Below are 12,547 nucleotides of genomic sequence, written 5' to 3'. Positions count from 1 at the left end.
AGCAAATAATTATAAAAATCAATTTTAAATAATTGAAGTTTAACTATAATTTATTTAATTTTGTGTAACTAATTTATCATCAAATAATTGATAGAAAAAAAAGCAAATAGTGCAATAGTAGTTACTAAAAATCCTAAACTTCTTGATAAAGTAAGCTTAACTTTAAAAGCCCACAGATACAGCAGAAAAACAGAAGAAGCATATTTAAGATGGATTAAAAATTACATTTTATTCAACGGCAAAAAACATCCAAAGGAATTAGATAAAAAGATCTTGAAAAATACTTAACATTTTTAGCAGTAAATAAAAAGGTTTCTGCATCAACGCAAAACCAAGCAATGAATGCCATTATGTATTTGTATAACAAAGTTTTGAACATAGAATTAGGCTGGCTTGAAAATGTTAAAAGAGCAAAAAGAAATTTAAAATTACCAACAGTATTTTCTAAAAATGAAATTTCGGAAATATTCAAACAATTAAGCGGAGTTACAAAAATAATTATTTCGGTTTTATACGGAGGCGGTTTAAGATTAGGAGAAGCTTTAAGGCTGCGAGTTAAAGATATTGATATGGATTATAAAATGATTACCGTTCGTGATTCCAAAGGGGAAAAAGACAGACAAACAATTTTGCCGACTTCAATAATTCCGGAGATAATAAACCATCTTAAAAAGTAAAAAGCTTCACGAAAATGATCTTAAAGCCGGAAAAGGCGAAACAATTTTGCCGATGGCATTAAGAGAAAAATATCCAAACGCCGGAAAAGAATTTGGATGGCAGTATATTTTTCCATCGGATAAATTTGTTTTATCCGAAAAAAATAATTTTTACTACAGACACCATTTACATGAAACAACAGTTCAGAAAAAAATTAAAGAAATATTAAAAAAAGCTGAGATTACAAAACATGCCGGTTCGCATGCTTTTAGACATTCCTTTGCAACCCATTTGCTAGAAAATGGTTACGATATTAGAACAATACAAGAATTACTTGGACATAGTTCTGTTAAAACAACAATGATTTATACGCATGTATTAAATAGCGGAACCGGTGTAAGAAGTCCGTTAGACGCAAATATTAGGTATTGAAAAACGGAAGGAAATAATTGGATATTTGGGAATGGAAAGCGGAAGAAAATTCAGTATAGCGAACCAAATTTAAGTTTGAAAATTTTGTATAAAATTATAGTTTATAATAAGATATAAAAATTTTAAGTAGATATTAGAAAAACCAAAAGTAGAATAAACATCTTTTTTTGCTCCATTTAATAAGAGACGGGTATTCTGCTTAATAAATAGTTATATTAAGCCAAAAAAGCATTGGCAGTTCATTGAAAATATGAATAAGTTAAGCTCTAATGATAAAAGTATCAGATATATTAAAGTCTGGAATAGAGAGATATTTGGAGCACAAAGGCATATCGAACAAACAGAGAAAGGTAATCACAAAGATTATCAATTGTTTTTCAGATAACGTGTCACCGGTTAAATTTAAGTGCACAAATGAAGAATGTGGATATGAAGAAGAAAAGAAAAGACCATGCAGAGACAGACATTGTAATAGATGTAACCAGAATAAGAAAATAAAATGGTTAATAAATGTCCTAAAGAATTATCTGCCATTACCATACTTTCATGTTGTATTCACGTTGCCATCGGAGTTGAATAATCTATCAATATGCAATCAGCAGATATTATATGATATATTATTCAAGAGCAGCTTTTATGTACTAAATAAATTTTCAGAGGATAAAAGACATTTTGGAGGAAGAATAGGTTACATCGGTTTATTGCATACATGGGGAAGTCAGATGTTATATCATCCACATATACATTATATGGTATTAAGTGGAGGACTGAAAGAAGGGAGATTTAAGAAATTACCATATTCGAAGAAGTTTATGTTTCCGGTAGGGGCGATGTCAGAAGTTATGATGGGAAAATTTATAGAGTTACTAAAAGAAAAGTATGAGGAAGGGAAATTAAGATTTCCGGGAAAGATAGAAATACTATCAAGATCAAAAGAGTTTAACAATTACCTATATAAATTGAGTCAAAAGAAATGGGTAATATATTCGAAGGCACCATTTAGCAATGGAGAAAGGACGTTAGAATATATATCGAGATATACACACAAAGTAGCAATATCCAATAGCAGAATAAAGAGTTATGAAAAAGGAGTAGTAAGATTTGAATATAAGAACTACAAGAAGCAAGATAAACGAGGCATAGCTAAGAAAGAAATACTACCATTAGAAGACACGGAATTTATCAGAAGATTTTTACTACATATACTACCAGAAGGATTTAGAAAGATAAGGTATGGAGGAATCTTTGCTCCAAATAAAAAGAAAGACTCACTGAATAAAATAGAAGAAGAAATAAAGAGTGAACTTGGAAAATTAAAAGAAAAAGTTGAAGAAATAATAAATGAGTTGGAAGAAAAAGTTAAATGTGTATGTCCGGAATGTGAAAGTAAAGTATTGTTGAGTGGGTATGGTTGAAGTTGAGAGCTTAATTAATAAATAAAAGCTTAATATAACCCGCCAATCAAGCTGACTGCCGTAATTGCTCGGGTTGAATACAGAAATAAAGATTAAAAGTTTGTTTGGCATTGCTATTAACATTAGCAGTATTATTGAAGTTTAGTTCCGCCGTGCTTACATGTAAAGTTAAGCACGGCTAAATATAAATCATTGTGTTGCTTATTTGGCATTGCTCTTTTGGGCAGCAGCTTATTGGCAACGTCGTTATGTTGCAAACAAAAATTGTGAGGAAATATGCCAGTATCAAAAATGAAATTTATTAAAAGGTGTGCGGAATTTATTCCCAAAGAAGAAAGAAGAAATATTCCCTCAAATACTAGAGGGATATATTTATTACTGCAAAAAAACAGCAATAAAGATTATAGTGTAATTTATGTAGGAATGGCAAGAGGAGATAAATCTGGGATTCATGGAAGATTAAATTCACATTCAAGAAGCAAATCAAAAGGATCAAGTTGGACACACTTTTCATTATTTGAAGTTCACGATAATATTTCAATTCAAGAAATTGAAGAGTTGGAAGGATTACTCAGACACATTTACAGATATGATAAAAATGCAAATCCATTTAATCAACAAAGGCAATATAAAAAACTTGTAAAAGTTAGAGATAATAATTTAGAAAAATGGTAAGCAACATAACAAACAAATCAACTTGACCGCCGTTCTGGTTTGGCGGAAATTGTAAAAAATAAGTTTGGAAGTTTTATTTTAGTTTTTTGTTAAAGTGGAACAATGTTTTAAAAGTTAAGTCGCAATGTTTTTTAAGAAAATTAAACATTGCTCCAGTAATTTTACCATTCGTTATTATGTAAAATTGTTGTTTTGGGCGGCAAGTTATTTGCGCCGCCGTTATGTTGCAATAGAAATAATAAATGGAATCTTATAAATTATGGTAATTCGTAAAACTTTAGTGATTTTAGGATTTATACTAATTGTTGTAAATTTAAATAAGGCACAGAGTATGAATGAAAAACTTGATCAAGTTGAATTGATGAAACAATTTATTGGAACTTGGAAATGTGAATTTGATGATGAAACAATATTTATTTCTGAAAATGAGAAGTTTGGAAATGGTTTATTATGTAATAGCAAAGTAATAAAGAACGGAAAAATACTTGACAGAGTAATTCAACTTTATGGTTATGATAAAAAAGCTGATAAATTTACTATAGCAGAATTAAAAGAATCTTTAACAAATATGGAACTTTGCCAAGCTTGGTTCACATCAGAAAATAAAGGCGAAATTATAATTACTAATCCAGAGAATTCCCCATTAAAATTTAGATTTGAATTTAAAACACCAGATATGATTGTATAAAATGCAATACAAGATGGGAATGTAACTAATGAAATTATATTAATTCGTGAGTAAAAAAAAGCAACATAACCAACAAATCAACCCGACCGCTTCGCTAATTTGGGTTTAATTTGTAAAAATAAAGTTTGAAAGTAAATTTTAGTTTTTTGTAAAAGTGAAATACAATTCAGTAAAGTGCGTCGCAGTTTTTGCTAAAGATAAAATAAAAACTGCTCTTTAAAATAAATCAATCGTTATTTAATAAAATTGTAGTTTAGGGCAGCGGGTTATTTGCGCCGCCGTTATACATTTGGAGGAAATATGGAAATATTATTTCTAATTTCTGGCTTTGTTGGAATTTTAATGATTGCATTATCAATTCCATTAATATTGCAAAAAGTAAAAATTAATCATTGGTACGGAATAAGATTACCAGAAACGATGAAAGATGAAAAAGTTTGGTTTGAAACTAACAGATTAGGTGGAAAATACTTATTTAATAATGGCGTTATCATTGTAATTATAAGTATGGTTTTATATTTCCAAAAAATAATTCCAAATATTTATGCTTTCATATTTATTACAATATTTATATACGTAAGTGTAATTGGCGTCACAATAAAATCGAGTAAATTGGCAACAACAATATCAAAAAAGAAAATTCAAACTGTTTTAAAGTAAAAATGTATAACAAACAAATCAACCCGACCGCTTCGCTAATTTGGCGGGAATTTGTAAATCAAAAATTGGGAAGTAAATTTAAGTTTTTTGTAAAAGTGAAGTACAATTCAGAAAAGTGAGTCGCAGATTTTTGTAAAACTAAATTAAAAACTGCTTTGGTAATTTTACCAATCGTTATTAAATAAAATTGTTGTGTTGGGCGGACGGGTTATTTGCCACGCCGTTAGGCACAAATGAAAGGGATATTTATGAAAGTCATTTTTAGAATATCAATTTATCTGAGTGTATTTTTGGTTCTAAGCACAAATATTATTTCTCAATCAAAAGATATATATGATATCAAAGCTACATATGTCAAATACTCCCCAGAAAATATAACTCTGGATAATCCTGTAGAATTTAATTATAGAATTGAAAATAGTGGTGAACAAGAAGTGCCCGCAAAATCTTATGATGTAGAGTTTTATGTTGATAATAAATTAATAAACTGGGACTACTCTACACCAAAATTGAAATTTAAAAATGGCATTGTAGAATACTCAACTGAAGGTGACTCAAGATATATACCTAAAAAGTTGGGGAAACATACTTATAAATTAGTGGTTGATGCAAAAAACAGATTGAAAGAAACTGATAAAGCTAACAATGTAATCGAAGGTGTTTTTGTAGTTAAAAAATAAATACATTTTACTTTTACACTATTCAAATTATAAATAAAAAGTGCCTAACCAGCGCCTCAACCCGACCGCCGTTTTTGTTCAGCGGTTTTCTAATTATTGGCGTGTAGTTTTTATTCGGCATTTTTTTCTAAGTGTTCGTTCTAATTAATTAACTTACAGCCGTTTGCGTTGCTGACGCAATTTACGCAACGGCTGTTTAATATTTATCAGTTGTGTTTTACTCTGCTTCCTTGTTATGGGCGGCGGGTTAGGCGCAACGTCGTTATGCAGCTTGTAAAATAGGGAAAGAAATGTTAACAGAACATTATTTTATTCTAAAAATCTTGGCAGTTTTAATTGCAATAGCTTATATAATATTTCGATTTCAAGTTGTAATGGAAATGATATCTGGTTTTAAGAAATGGAAACAAGAAAAAAGAATTAAACAAAATATTGATTTGAAAAACAAAGTATCAGAATATTCATCAAGATATAAATTAAATGATGTTGATGAAAATATTCAATTTATGAATCAGACTTTTGTAAAACCAATTAAACTTGAATTACTTAAAATAATTGAATTACCAAATAAGTATTCAATTTATTTTTCAAATATAGGTGGAATGGCAACAAATATAAATATTCATCTAAATGACAATGGGAATATTTCTATTGAACCAAATTCTGAAATAGCCAATAAGACTAGTGGGTTTATAATTATCACCCAAGAAAAAATAAGAGATCAATATAAATTTCAAATCGATTACACAGATGAGCATCAGAATAGAAAATCAATCAAATATTTATTAACAATTTCAGATAAAACACTTGAAGAAATATATTAAAAGCTGCATAACAAACAAATCAACACGACCGCCGTTTTCACTCGGCGGAATTTGTAAAAAGTTTGTTTGGAAGTTTAATTAGAGTTTTTTGTTAAAGTTTGTGCAATTCAGCAAAGTTAAAAACAATGTTTGTAAAAAAAAGTTAAACATTGTTTTGTAAAATTTAAAATTCGTTATTTAGTAAAATTTAAATTATGGGCGGCGTGTTATTTGTGCCGCCGTTAGGCATTTGAAAATTAAAGGTGGTAAAATGAATGCAGAAACGAAACAAAAAAAAATTGGTTGTTTATCAATTATAATTTTAATTATTGTAATAAGTACTATAATAAATATAATTAAAGGTGATGGTTATGATGTGATAGAAGAAAAAAATGGTATAATATTAGCAGAATCTGATATTGATTTTGATAATTTTTCAACCACTGCAAAAGAAATATCACTTATAATTTGGCGTATTGCTAAAGAATATAAAGATTCGAGAAAGATAGAAATAACATTTACTTTAAACGGTTATGACAATTATGGTAGCAAAAAAAAACACAAACTTAAACCATATGTCTTAGATAGAGAAGAAATTATAGAAACTAATAAATACAAATCTGATATCTATAAACATGAACTCGGTTCTGAATTTGCAAGTGCTTATTTAATGGGTAATGGTTATTATCCTTACTAAAAAATAAAGGAGATTTTAATATGTCATTTGATAAATTATATCAAAAAGCAATTCAAGCATTTTCAAGAAATTCAGAGGAAGAATTAAACTCAATTGAAAAAGAAATTCTAAATGAACTAAATATATCAAATAGTTTTAATCATAAAGAAAAAAGAGAATTAATTTCTTTGTTAAATGCTGTTTACTTTATTTTGGAAAATATATTAAATAAAAAAAATGCCTAACAAACAAATCAACCCGACCGCTTCGCTCAATTCTGGTTTGGTTTGTAAACAAAAAGTTTCGAAGTTCATTTAAGTATTTTGTAAAAGTGAAGTGCAATTTAGAAAAGTGAGTCGCAGTTTTTTGTAAAACAAAATTAAAAACTGCTTTGTAAAATAAACCATTCGTTATTAAATAAAATTGTTGTTTTGGGCGGACGGGTTATTTGCCACGCCGTTATACCGTTGAAAAAATTATTAATATATATATTATTTCATACCAATAATTTGGACAAAAAATGATTCATCCAATTTATGAACTGCTAAAAAAACTTGAAGACGCTCATATTTTTTTTACGTTAGGAAGATCAAGACCAGATACAATTCTTGTTACTTTAACTCTTGTTGGAGAAAGAACAGAAATTGACGTTTTTGAAGATGGACATATGGAAGTTTCAAGATTTTTGGGAAATGAAAATATAGTTGGAGAAAATGATTTGATTGATAAAATTATTGAAGAAAATGGAAATTGAAATTCACTAAAATAAAACGGTATAACAAACAAATCAACACGACCGCCATTTTCACTTGGCGGGAATTTGTAAACAGAAATATTGGAAGTTTAACTAAGCTTTTTTGTTAAAGTTAGTGCAATTCAGAAAGTTTAAAAACAATGTTTGTGAAAAAAGTTAAACATTGTTTTGTAAAATTAGAAATTCGTTATTTAGCAAAAATTAAATTAAAGGCGGCGTGTTATTTGCGCCGCCGTTATGCTTTTGAAAAAAATAATAGAATTATGAAATGTTTTATTTTCATCTTTTTCATTCTAAATCAATTATTAATTGAAAATACATTTTGTCAAATTCAAGATAGTTGTAAAGTTTATGAATATTATGAAGTTGATAAAATTCCTCAATTTAATTTTCAAAACAAAAAATTATCAGAATATATTGATGAAAAATTTATCTGGCCTAACAATGTTGGTGCAATTGGAGAAGTATTAGTTTCTTATATTGTCGATGAAAAAGGGAAAGTTGAAAATATAAAAATTGTTAAAAGCTTAGGTGGAATTTGTGATGAATATTCTAAAACTTTATTTGAAAATATTCCAGACTTTGAACCTGGTAAAATAAATTCAAAATCTGTAAAAGTTAGAATGTTTCTCGTAATTAAATTTATACTTAAATAAAAGCATAACAAGCAAATCAACTTGACCACCGAACTCAGTCGGGAAAAATTGTAAAAACATAGTTTGAAAGTTTTGTTTGGCATTTTTGTTAAAAGTGAACAATGTTCAGAAAGTTTAGTCGCAGTTTTTGCTAAAGATAAATTAAAAACTGCTCTTGGTAATTTTCCCATTCGTTATTAAATAAAATTGTAATTATGGGCGGCAAGTTATTTGCGCCGCCGTTATATTAAGCCAAAAAAGCATTGGCAGTTCATTGAAAATATGAATAAGTTAAGCTCTAATGATAAAAGTATCAGATATATTAAAGTCTGGAATAGAGAGATATTTGGAGCACAAAGGCATATCGAACAAACAGAGAAAGGTAATCACAAAGATTATCAATTGTTTTTCAGATAACGTGTCACCGGTTAAATTTAAGTGCACAAATGAAGAATGTGGATATGAAGAAGAAAAGAAAAGACCATGCAGAGACAGACATTGTAATAGATGTAACCAGAATAAGAAAATAAAATGGTTAATAAATGTCCTAAAGAATTATCTGCCATTACCATACTTTCATGTTGTATTCACGTTGCCATCGGAGTTGAATAATCTATCAATATGCAATCAGCAGATATTATATGATATATTATTCAAGAGCAGCTTTTATGTACTAAATAAATTTTCAGAGGATAAAAGACATTTTGGAGGAAGAATAGGTTACATCGGTTTATTGCATACATGGGGAAGTCAGATGTTATATCATCCACATATACATTATATGGTATTAAGTGGAGGACTGAAAGAAGGAGATTTAAGAAATTACCATATTCGAAGAAGTTTATGTTTCCGGTAGGGGCGATGTCAGAAGTTATGATGGGAAAATTTATAGAGTTACTAAAAGAAAAGTATGAGGAAGGGAAATTAAGATTTCCGGGAAAGATAGAAATACTATCAAGATCAAAAGAGTTTAACAATTACCTATATAAATTGAGTCAAAAGAAATGGGTAATATATTCGAAGGCACCATTTAGCAATGGAGAAAGGACGTTAGAATATATATCGAGATATACACACAAAGTAGCAATATCCAATAGCAGAATAAAGAGTTATGAAAAAGGAGTAGTAAGATTTGAATATAAGAACTACAAGAAGCAAGATAAACGAGGCATAGCTAAGAAAGAAATACTACCATTAGAAGACACGGAATTTATCAGAAGATTTTTACTACATATACTACCAGAAGGATTTAGAAAGATAAGGTATGGAGGAATCTTTGCTCCAAATAAAAAGAAAGACTCACTGAATAAAATAGAAGAAGAAATAAAGAGTGAACTTGGAAAATTAAAAGAAAAAGTTGAAGAAATAATAAATGAGTTGGAAGAAAAAGTTAAATGTGTATGTCCGGAATGTGAAAGTAAAGTATTGTTGAGTGGGTATGGTTGAAGTTGAGAGCTTAATTAATAAATAAAAGCTTAATATAACCCGCCAATCAAGCTGACTGCCGTAATTGCTCGGGTTGAATACAGAAATAAAGATTAAAAGTTTGTTTGGCATTGCTATTAACATTAGCAGTATTATTGAAGTTTAGTTCCGCCGTGCTTACATGTAAAGTTAAGCACGGCTAAATATAAATCATTGTGTTGCTTATTTGGCATTGCTCTTTTGGGCAGCAGCTTATTGGCAACGTCGTTATATGCTAAATAAAATGTGAGATAGTTATGAAAATTAAATCATATTTATTATCAATTTTTTTAATTTATATACTTTCACCAGTTAAATATTCTGGGCAAAGTGAATTTAACATTTCTTCTGGAATTGGCTATTCTGAACTTTTAAATATCGGATTATATTATCAATATTATCAAACGCAATTAGGAATAACTGTGGGAAGTTGGCCAAATGAAAATATATTTACTATTTCAAGTGATGTTCGATTTCATTTAGGAGAAATATCTGAATTATCAAAAAGACGTTGCTGGTATATTATGTATGGAATTAATTATTTGAAATATGAAACAAATAGAAAAATCGGAAAATATCAATTTGCATTATTAAGAATAGGTAGGGAAATTAATATTACAAGTAAAATTGGGTTTGATTTAAATATAGGTACAATGGTAGAAATAAATAAAAATATTAAGAATAAAATGGAAGAATTTGGTCCACAAGGTGATGTAGATTCGTTATTCCCAATAAATTTTGGTTTTAGAATATTTTACAGAATATAAATTTAAAACGCATATAACCAGCAAATCTACCCGACTGCGTACCGCAGTCTGAAATTTGTTGTAAAAATTAAAATAGAAAGTTCATTATAAATTGTTGTTTGAAATTGAAAGTAAAATTAAATAATCAAAAAACTGTTGTTTTGAAAATAATTTAACAACAGTTTTTATAAACTTTGGCGGAAACAAATTTATTTAAGTTTGCTGTTTTAGGCAGCGGGTAATTTGCGCCGCCGTTAGGCATATACTCAATTATAGATTAAGGTAAAAAATGAAATGTAACCTCTGTATCAAATTCTTCCTTACTGTTTTTGCAATAACGTTGGTATCAATATTATTTACTAATTGTATTAAAGCACAAGACAATGATTACACAAAAAAGTATTTGAAGAACGCACAAAGAGAAGACCATTTTGGAATTCCCTTCCTTTATTTAAAGGGAACCGATTATGAGGTTGGCTATCAGTATGGTTACTTGTTAAAAAATGAATTGAAATCTTTTTACGAGGTTTTTGAACAATTTAAAGAGGAATTCCTCGATAAGGAAATAAGTTATTTACCCTGGTATACTAGAGTATTTGCAAATATTTTCGGTTCAATGGTTTTTAAATATAAAATAAATGGTTATGCTAATAGATTAAACCCCGATATTTTGGAACAGATAAAAGGCGCATCGGAAAGTTCCGATCTGCCTGAATCTTTTTTTAAGCAGTTACTAGTATTCTACGATATGTATTCAAATCGTTGTGAAGCGGTTATAATAGAAAAAGGCAATCATACTTATCATGCTCATAATCTTGATCAACCGGCACAGTTGAATATGCTGTCAAAGTATCCGGTTGTTGTTAACTATGAGATAGATGGAAAACAAAAGTATACTGATTTTGGTTTTACCGGTTTGTTGATGACTACAACAGCATTCAATGAATCTGGATTATCGATATCAGAAAATGGGAATAATAATCCACGAGGATTCGATAAAGAAGATTGCACTCTTTATTCCGAAAAAAGTAAATTGATCACGGAGACTCATAATCTGAAAGAAGTAGATTCGATTGCCAATACACTCAAATTTCCGGTTGGTATTATTTTTACAATTGGCAGCAGCAAAGAAAAGAAAGCTGCGGTTTATGATTTTATCGGTTCAACAAAAGCTGCAACAAAAGTTGATGGTTATAAATTTATCGCCAACAGAACCGTTTCGAAAGAATTGGGAAAAAAGTCCGAGACAATTTATGCCGGCAAATTTCACGAGGAAGCACGAGTGGTTAAATTTGCGGAACTTATTGATACATCTAAACAAAATATGGTCGATGAAATAATAGGTATTCTTAGTAACACAAGTTTTTATCATTATTCAGATCATATCACCGTTCATATCGAATCGCTTCACAATTATGAAACAGATCAATCGGTAATCTTCGATTTGGCTGATTCGACTGTCTATTTTACTTATTATTCACACTATGCCTCCTGGAATAGTTGGCTTAAGTATAACTATATAACCCGAAAAGTTAGCGTTTATAAAGAAGCCGACCCGAGGTTGAGCGATCCATTACTTGCCAAGTTGAATAATGTATATGGTAAATATGAAGCTTGCGATTGGCGTGATAGTTCTAATGTTAGATCGTTATTGGATTCAGTGATTGAATCTCAGATAGAAAATTATTTCTCACTTAATTTTCTTTCCAAAACATATCTTGATTATTATAAATCACCTGTTCAATCACTGATTTACGCTCAAAAGCTTATCGATAAATATCCAGATATAATTACCGGGTATTTTCAAAAAGGACGGGTGCTTGAGGAGCAGAAACATTATCAAGGTGCTATTGATCAATACAAACTTGCATCCGAGAGCAAAATTAACTGTGAATATTTTCTTGCTGTCACTTATGAACATCTCGCTGTTCTATATAGTAATAGTAATGAAAAAGAATTAGCGAAAGAATATGCGAACAAGTCATTATACATTTACAATCAATACTGGACACCCGAACATCTTAAGGAGAATATAAGAAAGTTAGAAAGCATTAAGAGTGGAATGATAGATCGAAAAACAAGATGATTATTATGCCTAACATGTTGCTCAAGGCGACAGCGTTTTCGCTTTCGGCATTTGTATAATAATAGTGTATGTATTACCGTTTTGGCTTTGCTTTTCGACTTTGTTAATAAAAGTAAATTTTGAAGTAAATAAAAGTTATTTAATAAATATGGCTGTGTTGTTATGGGCTGCGCCTT

General features: G+C 29.4%; 17 protein-coding genes. All 17 read left to right on the top strand.

Annotated elements, in window-relative coordinates:
- Nucleotides 1-87: 87 nt before the first annotated feature.
- The 17 genes from IPH62_00350 to IPH62_00270 all read left to right on the top strand — a co-directional run bounded on the left by IPH62_00350 (nucleotide 88) and on the right by IPH62_00270 (nucleotide 12,371).
- A complete protein-coding gene (locus tag IPH62_00350) occupies nucleotides 88-288 on the top strand; it encodes a phage integrase N-terminal SAM-like domain-containing protein (protein MBK7103723.1) in 201 nt (66 codons plus the stop codon).
- A gap of 62 nt (nucleotides 289-350) precedes the next feature.
- On the top strand, nucleotides 351-677 hold the full coding sequence (locus tag IPH62_00345; protein ID MBK7103722.1) for a tyrosine-type recombinase/integrase: 327 nt from the start codon (nucleotides 351-353) through the stop codon (nucleotides 675-677).
- A gap of 52 nt (nucleotides 678-729) precedes the next feature.
- Nucleotides 730-1,089: a tyrosine-type recombinase/integrase gene (locus tag IPH62_00340; protein ID MBK7103721.1), complete on the top strand. Its 360-nt coding sequence runs from the start codon at nucleotides 730-732 to the stop codon at nucleotides 1,087-1,089.
- 269 nt (nucleotides 1,090-1,358) lie between these two features.
- Nucleotides 1,359-2,504, top strand: coding sequence for an IS91 family transposase (locus IPH62_00335; protein ID MBK7103720.1), 1,146 nt, complete (start codon nucleotides 1,359-1,361; stop codon nucleotides 2,502-2,504).
- 276 nt (nucleotides 2,505-2,780) lie between these two features.
- Nucleotides 2,781-3,179, top strand: coding sequence for a GIY-YIG nuclease family protein (locus tag IPH62_00330; protein ID MBK7103719.1), 399 nt, complete (start codon nucleotides 2,781-2,783; stop codon nucleotides 3,177-3,179).
- Between the two features lie 259 nt (nucleotides 3,180-3,438).
- Entirely contained in the window at nucleotides 3,439-3,867 is a 429-nt protein-coding gene (locus IPH62_00325) for a hypothetical protein (protein ID MBK7103718.1), read from the top strand.
- A gap of 300 nt (nucleotides 3,868-4,167) precedes the next feature.
- Nucleotides 4,168-4,527, top strand: coding sequence for an SdpI family protein (locus IPH62_00320; GenBank protein MBK7103717.1), 360 nt, complete (start codon nucleotides 4,168-4,170; stop codon nucleotides 4,525-4,527).
- A 248-nt stretch (nucleotides 4,528-4,775) separates the two neighbouring features.
- A complete protein-coding gene (locus IPH62_00315; GenBank protein ID MBK7103716.1) occupies nucleotides 4,776-5,207 on the top strand; it encodes a hypothetical protein in 432 nt (143 codons plus the stop codon).
- A gap of 290 nt (nucleotides 5,208-5,497) precedes the next feature.
- On the top strand, nucleotides 5,498-6,031 hold the full coding sequence (locus IPH62_00310; GenBank protein ID MBK7103715.1) for a hypothetical protein: 534 nt from the start codon (nucleotides 5,498-5,500) through the stop codon (nucleotides 6,029-6,031).
- Nucleotides 6,032-6,281: 250 nt separating this feature from the next.
- Nucleotides 6,282-6,707 (top strand): hypothetical protein, encoded by a 426-nt coding sequence (locus IPH62_00305; protein MBK7103714.1) that lies wholly within the window; start codon nucleotides 6,282-6,284, stop codon nucleotides 6,705-6,707.
- Between the two features lie 20 nt (nucleotides 6,708-6,727).
- The gene (locus tag IPH62_00300; GenBank protein ID MBK7103713.1) at nucleotides 6,728-6,931 is read left to right on the top strand and encodes a hypothetical protein; all 204 of its coding nucleotides are present in this window, start codon (nucleotides 6,728-6,730) and stop codon (nucleotides 6,929-6,931) included.
- A 275-nt stretch (nucleotides 6,932-7,206) separates the two neighbouring features.
- Nucleotides 7,207-7,440: a hypothetical protein gene (locus IPH62_00295; protein ID MBK7103712.1), complete on the top strand. Its 234-nt coding sequence runs from the start codon at nucleotides 7,207-7,209 to the stop codon at nucleotides 7,438-7,440.
- Nucleotides 7,441-7,703: 263 nt separating this feature from the next.
- A complete protein-coding gene (locus tag IPH62_00290; GenBank protein ID MBK7103711.1) occupies nucleotides 7,704-8,096 on the top strand; it encodes an energy transducer TonB in 393 nt (130 codons plus the stop codon).
- Between the two features lie 280 nt (nucleotides 8,097-8,376).
- Complete coding sequence (locus IPH62_00285; protein MBK7103710.1) at nucleotides 8,377-8,931, top strand: transposase zinc-binding domain-containing protein; 555 nt, start codon at nucleotides 8,377-8,379, stop codon at nucleotides 8,929-8,931.
- Complete coding sequence (locus IPH62_00280) at nucleotides 8,919-9,521, top strand: transposase (GenBank protein MBK7103709.1); 603 nt, start codon at nucleotides 8,919-8,921, stop codon at nucleotides 9,519-9,521. The genes IPH62_00285 and IPH62_00280 overlap by 13 nt, the downstream gene beginning before the upstream one ends.
- Nucleotides 9,522-9,796: 275 nt before the next feature.
- Nucleotides 9,797-10,306 carry a hypothetical protein gene (locus IPH62_00275; protein MBK7103708.1) on the top strand — a complete coding sequence of 170 codons (510 nt, stop codon included), beginning with the start codon at nucleotides 9,797-9,799 and terminating at the stop codon, nucleotides 10,304-10,306.
- A gap of 268 nt (nucleotides 10,307-10,574) precedes the next feature.
- Nucleotides 10,575-12,371, top strand: a complete 1,797-nt coding sequence (locus IPH62_00270; GenBank protein ID MBK7103707.1) for a hypothetical protein — start codon at nucleotides 10,575-10,577, stop codon at nucleotides 12,369-12,371.
- Nucleotides 12,372-12,547: the final 176 nt, after the last annotated feature.

The sequence above is a fragment of the Ignavibacteriota bacterium genome, assembly GCA_016708125.1.
Lineage (GTDB): Bacteria > Bacteroidota > Ignavibacteria > Ignavibacteriales > Melioribacteraceae.
This window is presented reverse-complemented; position numbering and strand designations above follow the sequence as displayed.

Excerpts from the sequence above, each read along its gene's own strand:
- IPH62_00290 (MBK7103711.1), top strand. The coding sequence starts at position 7,704 with ATGAAATGTTTTATTTTCATCTTTTTCATTCTAAATCAATTATTAATT.
- IPH62_00310 (MBK7103715.1), top strand. The coding sequence starts at position 5,498 with ATGTTAACAGAACATTATTTTATTCTAAAAATCTTGGCAGTTTTAATT.
- IPH62_00335 (MBK7103720.1), top strand. The coding sequence starts at position 1,359 with ATGATAAAAGTATCAGATATATTAAAGTCTGGAATAGAGAGATATTTG.
- IPH62_00330 (MBK7103719.1), top strand. The coding sequence starts at position 2,781 with ATGCCAGTATCAAAAATGAAATTTATTAAAAGGTGTGCGGAATTTATT.
- IPH62_00280 (MBK7103709.1), top strand. The coding sequence starts at position 8,919 with ATGTTTCCGGTAGGGGCGATGTCAGAAGTTATGATGGGAAAATTTATA.
- IPH62_00275 (MBK7103708.1), top strand. The coding sequence starts at position 9,797 with ATGAAAATTAAATCATATTTATTATCAATTTTTTTAATTTATATACTT.
- IPH62_00300 (MBK7103713.1), top strand. The coding sequence starts at position 6,728 with ATGTCATTTGATAAATTATATCAAAAAGCAATTCAAGCATTTTCAAGA.
- IPH62_00295 (MBK7103712.1), top strand. The coding sequence starts at position 7,207 with ATGATTCATCCAATTTATGAACTGCTAAAAAAACTTGAAGACGCTCAT.
- IPH62_00270 (MBK7103707.1), top strand. The coding sequence starts at position 10,575 with ATGAAATGTAACCTCTGTATCAAATTCTTCCTTACTGTTTTTGCAATA.
- IPH62_00345 (MBK7103722.1), top strand. The coding sequence starts at position 351 with ATGTATTTGTATAACAAAGTTTTGAACATAGAATTAGGCTGGCTTGAA.
- IPH62_00315 (MBK7103716.1), top strand. The coding sequence starts at position 4,776 with ATGAAAGTCATTTTTAGAATATCAATTTATCTGAGTGTATTTTTGGTT.
- IPH62_00325 (MBK7103718.1), top strand. The coding sequence starts at position 3,439 with ATGGTAATTCGTAAAACTTTAGTGATTTTAGGATTTATACTAATTGTT.
- IPH62_00305 (MBK7103714.1), top strand. The coding sequence starts at position 6,282 with ATGAATGCAGAAACGAAACAAAAAAAAATTGGTTGTTTATCAATTATA.
- IPH62_00320 (MBK7103717.1), top strand. The coding sequence starts at position 4,168 with ATGGAAATATTATTTCTAATTTCTGGCTTTGTTGGAATTTTAATGATT.
- IPH62_00285 (MBK7103710.1), top strand. The coding sequence starts at position 8,377 with ATGATAAAAGTATCAGATATATTAAAGTCTGGAATAGAGAGATATTTG.
- IPH62_00340 (MBK7103721.1), top strand. The coding sequence starts at position 730 with ATGGCATTAAGAGAAAAATATCCAAACGCCGGAAAAGAATTTGGATGG.